12 protein-coding genes and 3 pseudogenes are annotated in these 15709 nt (G+C 32.7%); 8 read left to right on the top strand and 7 right to left on the bottom strand.

Annotated elements, in window-relative coordinates; genetic code table 11:
- Window positions 1-38 precede the first annotated feature (38 nt).
- The 3 genes from P5P89_RS12580 to P5P89_RS12570 form a co-directional block, all read right to left on the bottom strand.
- Window positions 39-1364, bottom strand: coding sequence for a trigger factor (locus P5P89_RS12580; protein ID WP_278008636.1), 1326 nt, complete (start codon window positions 1362-1364; stop codon window positions 39-41).
- A 111-nt stretch (window positions 1365-1475) separates the two neighbouring features.
- Window positions 1476-1823, bottom strand: a complete 348-nt coding sequence (locus P5P89_RS12575) for a phage holin family protein (protein ID WP_278008635.1) — start codon at window positions 1821-1823, stop codon at window positions 1476-1478.
- Between the two features lie 46 nt (window positions 1824-1869).
- A complete protein-coding gene (locus P5P89_RS12570; protein WP_278008634.1) occupies window positions 1870-2634 on the bottom strand; it encodes an alpha/beta fold hydrolase in 765 nt (254 codons plus the stop codon).
- A gap of 187 nt (window positions 2635-2821) precedes the next feature.
- On the opposite strand from P5P89_RS12570, the gene P5P89_RS12565 reads away from it, so the two are divergent.
- Entirely contained in the window at window positions 2822-4159 is a 1338-nt protein-coding gene (locus P5P89_RS12565) for a hypothetical protein (RefSeq protein WP_278008633.1), read from the top strand.
- 48 nt (window positions 4160-4207) lie between these two features.
- Here P5P89_RS12565 and P5P89_RS12560 read toward each other — a convergent pair whose 3' ends face one another.
- From P5P89_RS12560 to P5P89_RS12550, 4 genes and pseudogenes are all read right to left on the bottom strand, one after another.
- Entirely contained in the window at window positions 4208-5059 is an 852-nt protein-coding gene (locus P5P89_RS12560; protein ID WP_278008632.1) for a DUF4249 domain-containing protein, read from the bottom strand.
- Between the two features lie 141 nt (window positions 5060-5200).
- Window positions 5201-6982, bottom strand: coding sequence for a TonB-dependent receptor plug domain-containing protein (locus P5P89_RS12555; protein WP_278008631.1), 1782 nt, complete (start codon window positions 6980-6982; stop codon window positions 5201-5203).
- Between the two features lie 90 nt (window positions 6983-7072).
- Window positions 7073-7219, bottom strand: a pseudogene (locus P5P89_RS21800) (hypothetical protein); the annotation flags it as partial.
- 197 nt (window positions 7220-7416) lie between these two features.
- Window positions 7417-8130, bottom strand: coding sequence for a pyridoxine 5'-phosphate synthase (locus P5P89_RS12550; RefSeq protein ID WP_278008630.1), 714 nt, complete (start codon window positions 8128-8130; stop codon window positions 7417-7419).
- Window positions 8131-8245: 115 nt separating this feature from the next.
- Between P5P89_RS12550 and P5P89_RS12545 the strand changes: the two genes are divergently transcribed.
- The 7 genes and pseudogenes from P5P89_RS12545 (at window position 8246) to P5P89_RS12510 (ending at window position 15676) form a co-directional block, all read left to right on the top strand.
- Window positions 8246-8905: a CBS domain-containing protein gene (locus P5P89_RS12545; protein ID WP_278008629.1), complete on the top strand. Its 660-nt coding sequence runs from the start codon at window positions 8246-8248 to the stop codon at window positions 8903-8905.
- 86 nt (window positions 8906-8991) lie between these two features.
- Window positions 8992-9879 carry an NAD kinase gene (locus P5P89_RS12540; protein WP_278008628.1) on the top strand — a complete coding sequence of 296 codons (888 nt, stop codon included), beginning with the start codon at window positions 8992-8994 and terminating at the stop codon, window positions 9877-9879.
- A 172-nt stretch (window positions 9880-10051) separates the two neighbouring features.
- A pseudogene (porG, locus tag P5P89_RS12530) lies at window positions 10052-10736 on the top strand (type IX secretion system protein PorG).
- Between the two features lies 1 nt (window position 10737).
- The gene (locus tag P5P89_RS12525) at window positions 10738-11478 is read left to right on the top strand and encodes an isoprenyl transferase (RefSeq protein ID WP_278008626.1); all 741 of its coding nucleotides are present in this window, start codon (window positions 10738-10740) and stop codon (window positions 11476-11478) included.
- Window positions 11411-14128, top strand: coding sequence for a BamA/OMP85 family outer membrane protein (locus P5P89_RS12520; protein WP_278008625.1), 2718 nt, complete (start codon window positions 11411-11413; stop codon window positions 14126-14128). The genes P5P89_RS12525 and P5P89_RS12520 overlap by 68 nt, the downstream gene beginning before the upstream one ends.
- A 39-nt stretch (window positions 14129-14167) precedes the next feature.
- A complete protein-coding gene (locus P5P89_RS12515) occupies window positions 14168-15160 on the top strand; it encodes an OmpH/Skp family outer membrane protein (protein WP_278008624.1) in 993 nt (330 codons plus the stop codon).
- Between the two features lie 13 nt (window positions 15161-15173).
- Window positions 15174-15676 (top strand): annotated as a pseudogene (locus P5P89_RS12510) (OmpH/Skp family outer membrane protein).
- The last annotated feature ends 33 nt before the right edge of the window (window positions 15677-15709 follow it).

The raw sequence follows: 15709 nt of genomic DNA, 5'->3' as shown, positions 1-15709 counted from the left end.
TCCGTGACGCTCCTTTTTATATGCTTAATTTTCAGAAATTATTCGCCGTAAGACGCAGCAATAAATTCATCATAAGTTACTTCTTTTGTTGTTGGATTTGCTTTTTCTTTGAACAAATCTAACAATTTAGCCGCTACAACCTGCTCAGAAAGTCTTTTTACTTCTTCCTGATTAGACAAAACTCTTGCCACAATTCCTTCTACTTCTTCATCAGTTGGATTTGTTTGACCAAATTGAGCCATTTGCTGTCTGATTGCGTTTGATGTAAAAGCTTTCAAATCTTCAAATGTAATTTGGATATTGCTTTGAGCCATGGCTTTTCCTTCGATCAATTGAAAACGTAAACCTTTTTCAGATCTTGCGTATTCAATTTCTGCTTCTTCTGCAGAAAGTTTTTTCTCTCCAACAGTCTGCAACCATTTTTTAAGGAATTCAGCTGGTAAATCGAATTTTGTATTTTCGATTAAGAAATCCTGAACATCCAATAATAATTTTTGGTCAGCCTGCTGTGCGAATTGTGCTTCAGCATCTTCTTTTATTTTTGCTTTTAAATCTTCCAATGAAGCTACTTTTCCTTCTCCAAAAAGTTTGTCAAACAATTCCTGATTTAATTCAGCAGGCTCAGAAACATTGATTGCTTCGATTGTAAAAGCTACATCAACTGCTAAATCATGTACATTATCGTGAGGCACTTTTAAGTAATCCATTAATTGGTGATCGTCTTCGAATAAACCTTTAGTGTTTACAGTAACTACATCACCCACTTCTTTACCGATAAACAAATCAGCTGTTTTCTTGTCTTTGAAAACTGACAATGAAAAAGTTGTTTTGTTTTCAATTCCGTTTTCAGCATTTGCGAAAGTCCCTGTAATATCAGCATCTGCAGTCACTTTTTCAACTGGATTTGCTTTTCCGAATTGTTTTTGGATACGCTCTACCTGTCCGTCGATTAATTTATCATCAGCAGTAACTACATATTTTACGATATCATTTTTAGCTTCAAGATCAATTTCGAAGTTTGGTACTAAACCAATTTCGTATTCAAAAGTCAGTTCTTCAGCATCCCAGTCAAAGTTTTCGTTTACTTTAGCAATAGGAGTTCCTAAAAGATTTAATCTTTCAGACTGAATATAACGCTCTAAAGCCAAATCAACTACTTTTTTGATTTCTTCCTGCTTAATAGCTTTTCCGTATTGTTTTTCAACAAGATCTTTAGGAACTTGTCCTTTTCTAAAACCTTTTACTTGTGCTAAAGGCATTTTTTCGTTAATTCTTTTTGCTACCTGACCTTTATAATCCATGTGAACAACATTCATTACAATTGTTTCATTCACAGCGTCTTTTGCTACTCTTTTGATATCCATCTTCTTCTTTGATTTACATAATAAAATTGGGTTGCAAAATTATAAAATTTTTGCAACCCAGCCAAGTTTTTAATCTATTGTATTTGAAGTGCTTTAGAACAACTTCGCGTTTTATTTTTTATCGTCTCCTACTATCTTATAGGTGATCGATTGCAGTATAGACAAAATCACACTAAAAATTAATGCCGTCAAAAACGAATCGACCGCAAAACCACCAACGATTTTCGTACACAACAAAATAATAATCGCATTGATAACAAGTAAAAACAAGCCCAGCGTAATAACTGTCACCGGCAAGGTCAGTACTACCAAAATAGGCTTGATAAACAGGTTTAACAATCCTAAAACTACTGCAACAATTACGGCTGTACCAAAGCTGGCAACATGCACACCAGACAAAAGATTCGACAGTAACAAAACCAAAGCTGCAGTTACAAGGAGTCTAAGTAATAATTTCATAGTCTTCTGATTTAAATTTCAGTTAAAAGTACAGTATATTTTTCAATTACGATTTCAAAAAAGCAGTTGTGAGATCAAAAAACATTTTTGGATTTTCAGCATGAAGCCAGTGTCCTGCATTTGGAATAGTTTCTAATTGCAAATCCGGAAAATGCTGTTTTATTGCATCGACATCCGAATCCAAAATATAATTTGAATTTCCGCCACGGATAAACAAAGTTGGTTTATCGAAAACCAAACCTTCTGCCAAAGGTTTCCCAATTGCATCGAGATTGTTATTAAAAACTTCCAGATTAAACCTGAAAGCCAATTGCCCTGGGGTTGCCCAATATAAATTTTTCAAAAGAAACTGACGGGTTCCAAAATCAGGCACATATTTGGCTACAATTTCTTCAACATCCGCACGGCTTGGTTTCACTGAAAAATCGACTGCATTCAAACCAGCCAAAATACCCTGATGATGCTGTTTATAGAATTTCGGGCCTATATCTGCTACAATTAATTTATCTACAATTTCGGGATGTGTTGCTGCGAAGAGCATTGCTACTTTTCCGCCCATGGAATGCCCAAGCAAATCGATTTTGTCTAAATTATTTGCCTGACAGTATTCAAAGACATCCTGAACCATGGCTTCATAACTCCATTCATCCGAATGAAAACTACGGCCGTGATTTCGCAAATCTAAAATATGAACCTGAAATCCGGCTTCTACATATTGTCCGGCAAGGGTTTTCCAGTTATCAGACATTCCAAGAAAACCATGCATAATAACGAATGGTTTACCTTCGCCTTCTATTTTTGAGTATAACATTTTATGATTTATTACTTTTTACAAAGATAAAAAAACTTATTTATCAATATAACTGGCATATTTTTTTCGAAAAAATTGATAAAAAAAAGTTTACAATTTTATGGTTTTTCATGTACGCCCAATAAATCAAAATTGTATATTCGCGCTTTAAAATTCTGAATTTATCCGTTTAATTAAAAACCAACTCATGATTAAAAAATTATTTTTATTATCAGTAATTGTTTCTCAACTTATGATTTCATGTTCCAGTGATGACAACAATGAAACTTCATCAGAGCAAACCCTAGAAGAACAAATTGCTAACATCGTAAAACAACCGTATTCAAGCCTAACACCAGAGCAACAAAAATTAAAACTTGAAGCTGAAGCTAACGAAATGCTTGTTCAGTTAGACAAAACAAAAAAATTAAGTGCAATAGATGCGATTGAAAATTTAAGCAGATTACTAGATATCAGCTCTGTTGATATTTTTAATGGAAAAAACAATAATGAAGTTGAAGACATTTTAAATGTTTCAGGTGTATATGGTATCTACACATGGAATAATACTCAAAAAACATGGGTAAAAACAGCTTCTACTACTGAATTAAAATTTGTTTTCCCAGCCAAAGAATCACAAACAACCAATAATGCGTCATTCTCAACTAAGAGTGTTTCTTCAGATATAAAAGTAAAAATCATAGACAGCTATGATTGGGAATCTGATGTAGAAACTAACGATTATATCTTTTTACCTAATTCTGCAGATGCTGTTCTTACAATTGATGGCACACAGGCAGCTTCTTTCACACAATCTGCAAAATATTCTAACGGAAAAGAAGTACCAAATGAATTTGCATATAAAATGACATTAAGTGAAGGTTACACTTGGGAAATGAGTGGTGTTAAAGGAACTAATAACACTTCAAAAGCTAACCTTACATATAATGGAAAAAATTTACTTTCTTTCAACGCAGGAAGTAATGCAAGTATTGATGATTTATTAAATGATGATCAATTAACTCAATATAGGGGGAAAGCTAATGGATTGGTTCAAATCTTAGATAATTTTGTTATTGTTGCTGATATGGATTTGGCTACTGCCGCATCAGATGAAGCAGCTTTGGAAGCAAGCAATATTTATCCGACAGAACCAAATTATGAAAGTGCAAACGCAAACTTTAAAGCTTATTTTACAGCTGTAAATACATATAATAAAAAAGAAAGCGAAGGAAAGACTGCAAATTTCAATAAAAATATGAAATTAATATTAGTATCTAAAAAAGATGGTACTAAGATAGCGGATATCATTCAACGTTCTGAAGTAGAATCTTATCAAACAAAATTACCTGTATGGAATACTGAATACAAATATTGGGAATGGTGGAATGAAAAAGGAGAAGATTTTACTGAACAATATTATAATGAAGTATCTTATTTAAAATTCAGTGATAAAACAGAAGTTGAAATGAGCGTATATTTCTCATCTGGATTTGAAAATTTTGAAGCAAAATTTGAAGATTTTATAAAATCCTTTGAAAAATAAAACTCTTTAATAATTTAATAAAGCCGATTTGAACTATTCAAATCGGCTTTATTTTTTAGGAGGAGTTTTTACGATCAATGTACTTTGTCCATAACCTGCCCAAATACCAATACCTCCTTTTATATTGGATTTTAAACTTGTATTAGAAGGATAAATTGGATTTTTACTGTTTACAATTTCATTTTGCCAACTATTCCAGAAATCTAAAGCCTCTTTAGTCTGAGTTCTTAACTTCACATAGATCAAATCTCCATCTGCAAAATAAGGCTCAAATTCTGTTTTTGGAAACAAAAGCACACCCCTATTTATTTGTACAGAAACAAACGATGTCTCAAAATTTTTATCATCTAGATTCCCATAAAAGCCAGGAACAAAAATAGGCTCTTCGCCCTCAATTCTAGTAGCAATCTGATAATAATTTTTTTCATCAGCCGGATCATCAAATTTGGCAAAAATATAACCCGTGGTATCTGTAACATTCTTTTTTATATAATCAGCACTTTTAAGCGGGACAGATTTTGGGATTTTTGTAAACGCTTGAACTACCTTATCTAAATATTCAATTCTAAGCGAATATTCTTTTCCGGCTTCACCCTTTATTGTACTCCCATAATAAACAAATGGCGGAACTCTGTTCTTGTCATTTTTAACCCGTAAGACCTCTGAATTGTAACCGTCTGATATTGTAACCCTTGCAGATCTAATCACATGACTTAAAACACTTACAGAGTCAATTGTACCTGTAACCGGAATACTTGTTGACAATAAAACATTTGCAAAATTCCCCTCTTCAATCCAGCCTTCAACTACAATTTTAGATTCAATATTTACTCCTTTATTGAAGTCATCTTTAGAACAACTCATTATTATTACAATAAAAAATACAATATATTTTTTCATTCTTAGAATTTAAATCTCCAGCTTATTGAAGGTAATATGCGATACAAAACTTTTTTATCCTGCTTTACAACAACACTATTTTTATCTTCCCCAATTTGCACATCCAACACAACATATATTGGATTTTCTAAATTAAAGGTATTATAAATCGAAAAATTCAGAGCACTCTCTTTTTTTATTTGTCCGGTTAAAAAAATAATTTACAGAAAGATCTGTGCGGATATAATTTGGCATTTGTGCATTATTATATTTCGAATATTCTTTAACCGGGTTATTATTTATAAAATACCAGGATGTAGGCATTGTAAAACGATTTCCAGAACTGAATACCTGAGTTACACCTAAATCCCATTTCGGGTTCAAGTCATACATTCCAACTATTGAAATATTATGACGTCTGTCATATTTCGCGAAATAAGTGTTCCCTTTGTTAAGTTCATCAAAATTTCTGTCAGACCAGCTTAAAGTATAACTTAACCAGCCATGAAATTTTCCATTGTTTTTCTTGAGCATCATTTCCAGTCCGTATGCTTTCCCTTTTCCCACCAGCAAATCACTCTTTAAATTTGTTATTTCATTAAACTGAGTTACTCCATAAGGATATTCTAATAAATTTTTCATATAACGAAAAAAGCCACCAAAAGAAGAAATTAAATTCTTTGAAATATTTTGATTAGATCCAATTGAGAACTCATCTGATAACTGTGGTTTTATTCCATCGTGGCTTGCAATCCAAAAATCTGTCGGGAGTCCCACACTTGAAGTTGTTATCAAACTCAAATACTGATATTGCCTGTTATATGACACATAAAGAGAATACTTATTATTAGCAAAATAATTGAATAAAACACGTGGCTGAAAATGAAAATACGAATCTGAGCCTGAAGAATAATAGTTAATTCTCAAACCTAATTCTGCTTTTAGATAATTTGTAAAACTGGGCTTTATTGTCGTAAAAAAAATAGCCTCATTAGCATTAATTATTTTATTTTCAGAATTATTATTTGCATCTGCCAAATTTTCAACAATAACTTTTTGCGGCTGGAGATTATGATAAACATATTGAAATCCGGACTCAAAAGGAATTTTTTTAATGAAATAGGAAACAGAATTATTAAATCCAAAATCCTTTACATAAGAAGAAATATTAAATTGAATTGTTGCCTGTTCCATACTTAAATCATTGGAATATTGACTAAAATAAATTGAATTTGACATACTTGCCTTTGAAGAAAAGACTGTAGTGAGATTTGGAGAAACTGTAAAATTACTCCACTTTAAACTGGTTCGCAAATCTAAATTTTCATCTTTTATTTTTAGCTCATCACCACTAATAAATCCATCGACAGAGAATAAACTTTTATTAGAAATTTTAGATACGAAAGTTATATTAGCATCTGAAAATCCATATTTCATATTTTCTACGTCATTATTATCTGAACCTGAATTTAAAACTGGCGCAACGATTTCATCAATGTAAGTTTTCCGTCCTGAAATATAAAACCCTGTATTTTGACTAATTGGAACTGAAACATTTAATTGAGACGCTAAAATCCCAACATTTCCCTGAACACCGAAATCCGATGGTATTTTTTTATTGGAGTTCAAAAGTGTTGTCGAACTTAACCTGCCACCATATTTTGCGTTAGAACTCGATTTGTCAAATTCAATATCATTAATATGGTTTGCGTTATAAAAAGGAAATATTCCCAATAAATGAGACATTCCATAAACCGGAGCTCCATTATACAAAATAGCGTTATGCCCGGGATCACTACCTCTCACATACAAATAGCCATTTGCATCACCAGAATTTTGCACACCTGGCGTCAGCTGCAAAATTTTCATAATGTCGGCAGTCCCTGATAATGTAGGCAGAGAAGCCAAATCTTTTAAATTGATTGATAGCTTACCACCTGCCAAGTTTTTTATTCCGTTTTTTTTATCATTGGAAACAACTACTTCTTTTAACCGGGAGATATCATTTTCTAATGTAACGGATAATACAGTATCTTTTAGAACATTAAAATGGATTGTTTTTAATGTAAAATCCGGATGATAAACGTCTATAATTATATTTCCATAAGGAATATTCTCCGAAAAATTACCTGTTGAATCAGTAACTGTCTCATAAAACTGATTAGTAGTTTTAAAGGAAATATTTACACCTGTTAAGTTTTGTTTTTCAGAAGATTTTACATTTCCTGTTACTCTCGCATGAGACTGTGCCAGAATTTTGGAAAAACATAATAAAAAAAGAAGATAAAAGATTTCAACACCTGGCTTTTAATAAGAAAAGTGCGAAAGTAAACAATTATAACCCAAATGCATTAGGTTATAATTGTTTAATCTTAATTTTACTTCAATTTATTTAAATACATATTCACCACGTTATCCAAACCAAGATAAAGCGCTTCTGAAATTAAGGCGTGACCAATAGAAACCTCTAATAATCCCGGGATATTTTGCTTGAAAAACTGAATATTCTCCAGACTTAAATCATGTCCGGCATTAATTCCCAAACCTAATTCATTTGCTAATTCGGCCGCTTTGACGTAAGGATCAATTCCGTTTTTATTTCCTAAATCGTATTGGTGAGCAAAAGCCTCCGTGTATAATTCAATTCTGTCAGTTCCTGTTTTTTTTGCTCCTTCGATCATTTCTAAAACCGGATCAACAAAAATAGAAGTCCTGATTCCGTTACGTTGAAATTCCTGAATAACTTCCGTTAAATAAGCCTGATTATTTATAGTATCCCAGCCGGCAGAAGAGGTAATAGCACCAACTGCATCGGGAACCAGAGTTACCTGGTCTGGTTTGCATTCTAAAACCAAATCAATAAAATTATGCTGAGGATTACCTTCAATATTATATTCGGTAGTAACAATCGCTTTTAAATCGCGGGCATCCTGATAACGGATATGGCGTTCATCCGGACGCGGGTGAATTGTAATCCCCTGACCCCCAAATTTTTCAATATCGGCGGCTACTTTTAATAAATCAGGAACATTTCCTCCACGGGCATTACGTAAAGTTGCTATTTTATTGATATTTACACTTAATTTCGTCATAAAAATAGATTATTAATTCTGTAGCATTATATTTGTAAGAGCAAAAATACAAAGTAAAATCTAGCATTTTTTGCTATTTTTTGATTATTTTGCATCAAATATCTTCAAACTACTTATGACAGAAATCACCAACTATATCACCAACGATTTTAGAGCAATCGACAGTCAGGAAACGATAGCATCTGTTCAGGACTTTTTTGCTGATTTAAGTTTTTCTCATTTTCCTGTTGTGGAAAACGAGATTTTCATTGGAAGCATTGCTTCTGATGATATTGAAACATTTGATACGAATAAGAAAATAATTGATTACAAATACACATTAGAACGTTTTTTTGCCAGAAAATCAATGATTTGGCTCGACGTTCTAGAAATTTTTGCCAAAAACCATACGAACGTAATTCCAGTTCTTGACGAAAACAATTCTTATATTGGATATTATGAAATGGAAGATATAATGAAATTTTTTCAGGAAACTCCATTTTTAAAAGAACAGGGCGGTATTATTATTGTTCAAAAAGGACTTTTAGATTATTCTATGGCACAGGTAGCCCAAATCGTAGAGAGCAATAATGGTAAAATTCTGGGCTGTTTTATATCTGAAGCCGATTTAGAAAATGTTCACATTACAGTAAAAATTGGTGTTGGACCAATGAATGAAATTATCCAGACCTTCAGAAGATACAATTACGAAATTATATCAGAGCATCAGGAAGATACTTACATTAACAGCCTAAAAGAACGTTCTGATTATTTAGACAAATACCTTAATATATAATTATAATAGGGCAATTAGAAAATGAGTCAATAAGATGATTTCACATTGACACATTATCAAATTTTCTCATTATCTAACTCAATAAAATGAAAGTAGCCATTTACGGACAGTATTACCAAAACAGTACCGAACCTATTATCAAAGACATTTTTGTGTTTTTTAACAACAATAATGTCGAAATGGTCATTGAAGAAAACTTTCTGAAAATACTTTATGAGAAACAATTAATTAAAAAAGAATATAAAACTTTCTCGGGAAAAACAAAACTTGACAACAGTTTTGAAATGCTCCTTAGTATCGGAGGCGACGGAACTATTTTAAGAGCTGCTAGTTTAGTTCGTAATTCAGGTGTACCCATTTTAGGAATCAATGCCGGAAGATTAGGTTTTCTTGCAACTGTTCCAAAAGATAGTATCGATGGTTTTTTACAGTTTGTAATTGACAGGAACTATACCATCTCAGAAAGAACTTTATTAAGCCTGACTTGCGAGCCGAAAAATGAGGCTATCGAAGACGATTTAAATTTTGCAATGAATGAAGTTACAGTTAGCAGGAAAGATACCACTTCAATGATTACTGTTGAAACTTATTTAAATAATGAATACCTGAACTCATATTGGGCTGACGGACTTATTCTTTCTACTCCAACAGGCTCTACAGGATATTCATTAAGCTGTGGGGGACCAATATTAACTCCTGATGTAAAAAGTTTAGTAGTTACCCCTATTGCACCTCATAATCTGAATGCAAGGCCATTAGTTATACCTGATGATACTGAAATAAAGCTTCGTGTTTCGGGAAGAGAGGACCAATATTTAGTATCACTAGATTCCCGAATTGCGTCTATCAAAAACGAATCGGTTCTAACCATAAAAAAAACAGATTTTAAAATCAAAATGGTAGAAATTCCGGGTGAAACTTTCTTAAAAACACTTAGAAAAAAATTGCTTTGGGGAGAAGATAAAAGGAATTAATTTTTTTTACATATTAAAATATACGATATTAATACTCTTTCTCGTTTTGCACATATCGAATCTTCATTAAATGTCTCAAAATCATACTGTAAATTTAAAAAAAGACACATTTATCTAAAGGAACGTTGATTCGTATTGATAATTATTATATTTGCACGCAATTTTGAATTAAATGAAGAAACTTTTTAATTTATTGTTATGTTTTTTTCCCTTTATCACACTTAATGCTCAAATAAACGAGATTGGTGTTTTTCTTGGCGGAAGTAACTTTATAGGAGATGTTGGGCGCACTACTTATATTGCACCTGAAAAGCCTGCTATTGGTATTTTGTACAAATGGAACAAAAGCCCACGCCATTCGTACCGTTTTTCATACACGCAATCCAGAATTACAGGAAATGACCGAGAATCTGAAGAACCATCAAGATACAAAAGAGGCTTTAGTTTTAAAAAATAATGTAAAAGAACTTTCTGCTGGTTTAGAATTTAACTTCTTTGATTTTAATTTGCATGATGAAGATCTAAAAATAACTCCCTATGTATTTTCCGGTTTAAGTTATTTTCGATATGATGAATTACATATAGTAAACGGAGTGACAAAAAAAGACAAAGGAGGAAATTCATTTGCCATACCTATAATATTAGGAATAAAATCAAATATTAGTCGTGATTTTGTCTTAGCTGCGGAAATAGGTGCACGATATACTTTTACAGATAATATAGATGGAAGCACCCCTAAAGACGATTCATTTGCGAATAATCGTTTTGGGAATTTAAATAATAACGATTGGTATGTTTTTACCGGAGTAACTTTAACATATACATTTGGACAAAAACCTTGCTATTGCGCAGAATAAAATGAATTTATTAGAATCTATAGATAAGAAAAATTTACCTAAACATCTTGCCATTATTATGGACGGGAATGGGCGTTGGGCAAAACAACAAGGCTTTCTTCGCGCTTTTGGACATGAAAATGGCACCAAATCAGTTAAAGAAACCATTAAAACTTGCGCTAAACTTGGCATTGAGTACCTAACGTTGTATGCTTTTTCTACAGAAAACTGGAATCGCCCTAAATTAGAGGTTCAGGCATTAATGAAAATTCTTATAAATTCATTAAGAAAAGAGCTTGTTACTTTACAGGAAAATAACATCAGACTGAATGCAATTGGAAATCTTGACAGACTGCCGAAATCTGCTCAAAAAGAGTTGTTGGATGTTATCGAAAAAACAAAAAACAACACTCATTTAACGCTGACACTGGCCTTAAGTTACGGATCCAGAGAAGAATTGGTGAACGCTGTCAGGCTCATCAGTGATAAAGTTAAAAATAATATAATTTCATTAGACAGTATTGACGATTCAATTATAAATGAGCATCTTTACACGCAAAATTTACCTGACGTAGATTTATTAATACGAACAAGTGGAGAACACAGAATAAGTAATTTCCTGCTCTGGCAAATAGCCTATTCAGAATTATATTTTACTGATGTGCTCTGGCCTGACTTTAAAGAACAAAATTTATATGAGGCTATCATTAGTTATCAAAAAAGAGAACGTAGATTTGGAAAAACCAGTGAACAAATTAAATAATATTTTAGTGTTGCAAAATAGAATACAAATAGTACTTACCCTACTTCTTTTGGGTAGTTTTTCTCAAATCAAAGCACAAGAAAGAATTCCTTTTGACCAGGGGAAAAAATACATTCTTGCAAAAGTTTCTGTTGTTGGTAAAATAAGCTTCAATGAACAAACTGTTGTAACATTTTCAGGCTTACAAAAAGGTCAGGAAATTACTGTCCCGGGTGAAGAAATTAGCGGGGCAATTAAGAAATTAGGAAAGCTTGGTCTTTTTGATGAAATTGCTTTTTATGTAAATAAAGTTGAAAATGACAGCATTTATTTAGACTTAAATATAGTAGAACTTCCTAAATTAAACGAAGTAAAATTTGTTGGCATTAAGAAAAGTAAAGTTGAAGGGTTAATAAAAGACAATAACCTGACGAAAAGTAAGATCGTAAACGAAAATCTAATCACTACAACAAAAAACTACATCGAAAACAAATACAAAAAAGAAGGTTTTTACAACACCAAAGTTACCATTACAACCACTCCAGATACTACTGCAGGAAACCATGTAAACATGCTTGTCCGCGTGGATAAGGGAGACAAAGTAAAAATAAGCAGCATTGACTTTATAGGGAACAAACAACTAACTGACACCCAATTGAGAAGAGCCATGAAAGACACCAAACAAAAAAACGTACTCCGTGTCCTGAAAGCTTCGAAATTTATTCCTGAAAAATACAAAACCGACTTAGAGAAAGTTATTGCCGCCTATAAAGAAAAAGGATATCGTGATGCCCGTATTATATATGACTCAGTCACTTATAATAAGAAAAAAAACATGTTGGCCATCAAAATTAACCTGGAAGAAGGAAACAAATACTACTTTGGAAATATTAAATTTTTAGGGAATACGGTTTATTCAGATCAACAGCTAAATCGTTATTTAGGAATAAAAAAGGGAGAAACTTATAATGGTGTAATGCTTGAAAAACGTATTGCAGACAAAACTAAACCTGACGGCGAAGATATTACAAACCTTTACCAAAATAATGGTTATTTATTTTCTAACATTAATGCCGTAGAAACAAGAACCGTAAATGACACTATTGACTTTGAAATTAGAATAACTGAAGGTCCAATTGCTTATTTTAACAAAATATCAGTAGTAGGAAATGATAAAACCAATGATCATGTTATCTATCGTGAATTAAGAACTAAACCAGGTGAAAAATATAGCAAAGAATTATTGGTGAGAACTATTCGTGAGATTGGACAATTAGGGTTTTTCGATCCTGAAGCGATTGATCCTAAATTTAAAAATGTAGATGCTGCAGCCGGAACAGTAGACATCGAATACAATTTAGTTGAAAAAGGTTCGAGCCAGGTAGAATTACAAGGTGGATATGGCGGCGGAGGCTTCATAGGAACTTTAGGATTATCTTTCAATAATTTTTCGGCAAGGAACATGTTTAAAAAAGAAGCCTACAAACCACTACCTATGGGTGATGGTCAAAAAGTATCCCTGCGTTTACAAGGAAGTACCTATTTCCAAACATATAGCGTGTCATTCTCTGAGCCTTGGTTTGGAGGTAAAAAACCGGTACAATTTAGTTCGTCTATTTCATATAGTAAACAATTTAATTACAGTTATGGACGAAATGTAAATAAAGATCAAAGCTTTAATATTTTTACGGTACAAGTTGGACTTGCTAAAAGATTAACTGTTCCTGATGATTATTTCGTGTTATCTCAGTCTGTAAGTTACCAGCATTATGATTTGAATAATTATTTTACCGGATTATTTACCTTTGGAAACGGTGCGTCCAGAAACTTAGCTTATACGGTTGGATTAACCAGAAGCAACAAAGGTCTTAACCCAATATTCCCAACTTACGGTTCTGAATTTAGTGTTTCTGCAAAAGTAACACCTCCATATTCATTATTTAATGGGGTTGATTATTCAAAACTAGGAGAGAAAGAAGAAAATAAAGCAAAATCAACAACCACTTATATAGGTAGTGATCAAATAGTTGTAAATCCTGGCGATTATATAGATAGTAATCAAAATAAAGTAAGTACTTATCAGGAAGCTGCAGCAGATCCTGCTAAAGTAGATCAGGAAAAATACAACTGGCTTGAATATTATAAAATTAAATTTAGAGCAGACTGGTATAATAAAGTATATGGAAAATTAGTTTTAAGAACATTAACCGAATTTGGTTTCATGGGTGCTTACAATCAGGATAGAGGAATTGTTCCTTTTGAACGTTTTTATTTAGGTGGAGATGGTATGGCGAACTACTCTATGGACGGAAGAGAAACCATTGGATTAAGAGGATATGAGAATAACTCTTTAACTCCTATAAATAGTGCAGGGCAGCAGGTTGGAGCAACCATTTATAACAAATTCTCCATGGAATTGCGTTATCCAATTACCCTTAAACCATCGGCATCTATTTATGCACTTACGTTTTTAGAAGCAGGTGCATCTTATAACGGGTTTAAAAATTATAACCCTTTCGATCTTTATCGTTCTGCTGGTTTTGGTTTACGTGTATTCATGCCTGCATTTGGTTTATTGGGTATTGATTTTGGTTATGGATTTGATCCTCAGCGAGGCGAAACCAAAGCACATGGCCAGGAAATACACTTTATTATTGGACAGCAATTTTAAAAGATATATTTGGTTAAAAATCTGAAATAAAGTTAATGTATGAGAAAACAATTTTTATTTATATTTTTAGCCTTGATTGTAGCAAATACAAGTGAGGCACAGACAAGGTCGACCAGAATTGGCTACATCGACATGGAATATATTTTAGAAAATGTTTCTGATTACAAAGAGGCCAAATCTCAGTTAGATTTAAAAGCTACTAAATGGAAGCAGGAAATCGAAACCAAAAAGTTAGAAATAAATAAATTAAAGGAAAACCTTAAAACTGAAAAGGCTCTCCTTACAAAAGAGCTTATTGAGGAAAGAGAAACAGAAATTAAGTTCCTTGAAAATGAGATGCTGGAATACCAGCAGAAACAATTTGGAGTTGACGGAAATTTGATGCATCAAAAAGCAGCTTTGGCAAAACCGATACAAGATCAGGTTTTTACTGCTGTACAAGACATAGCAGAAGCCAAAAACTATGATTTTATTTTTGATAAATCATCTGATTTAACTATGCTTTTTTCGGCTAAAAGATTTGACATAAGTGATCAGGTTATCCGTATCCTAAACAGAACAGAAAAGAGACAGCAACTCAATAAAAAGCAGTTAAAAGAACAAGAGGCCAAGGAAAATCTTGAAAACGAGATTGACGAAAATCCGGCTATGGCAGACAGGCAAAAAGCACTTGATGCAAGAAAGGCAGCAAGAGAAAAATTAGTTGCCGATAGAAAATTAGAACAGGAAGCTAAACGAAAAGAATACGAAGATAAAAGAAATGCTATAGCCGCTGAAAAAGCAGCCAAAAAAAATGGCACGGTTTCTGAAACTGCAAAACCAGCTGAAGCTACAAAAACTGAGACAAAAGCTCCAACTATAGAAACTCCAGCAACTGAACCTGCAGTTAATAAAGCCGAAGAAAGACAAAAACTTTATGAACAGCGTAAAAAAGAGTTAGAAGAAAAAAAGAAGAAAATTTTAGAAGAAAGAGAAGCGGCTAAAAAAGCTAAGGAAGCCGAAACAGAAAAATCAAATACGACCAATAATTAATTAATATTTTAAAATGATGAAACAAATCAAAACTTTAGTAATTGCTGCAGTGCTTATTTTGACTGCAAACAATACAATGAATGCGCAGGCTAAAACAGCTCATGTTGATGTTAGCGAGATTATGTCGAAGATGCCTGCTATGCTTGATGCCCAAACTCAATTACAAAAATTAAGCGGAACATATGATGCGGAATACAAAAAAATGATTGAGGAATATCAAACAAAAATCAAAAAGTATGACGCTGAATCTACAACGGCAACCGAAGCAGTAAATACTGAGCGCGCTAAAGAAGTTCAGGATATGCAAAAAGAATTGGCGACTACAGAGATAATGCTCAAAAAGAGCTGCAGCAAAAAGAAACTGATTTAGTAAAACCTTTAATGGAAAAAGTAAAAGCTTCTATCCAAAAAATTGGAAAAGCTAAAGGTTTCCAATACGTACTAGACGGTTCAACTCTTTTATTAGCTGATGGTCCAAACATTACTGCCGATGTTAAAAAAGATTTAGGATTCTAAGAAACAAATTTCTTATTACAAAAATGGCTCAAT

It is taken from the genome of Flavobacterium gyeonganense (assembly GCF_029625295.1).
Classification (GTDB): Bacteria; Bacteroidota; Bacteroidia; order Flavobacteriales; family Flavobacteriaceae; genus Flavobacterium; species Flavobacterium gyeonganense.
This window is presented reverse-complemented; position numbering and strand designations above follow the sequence as displayed.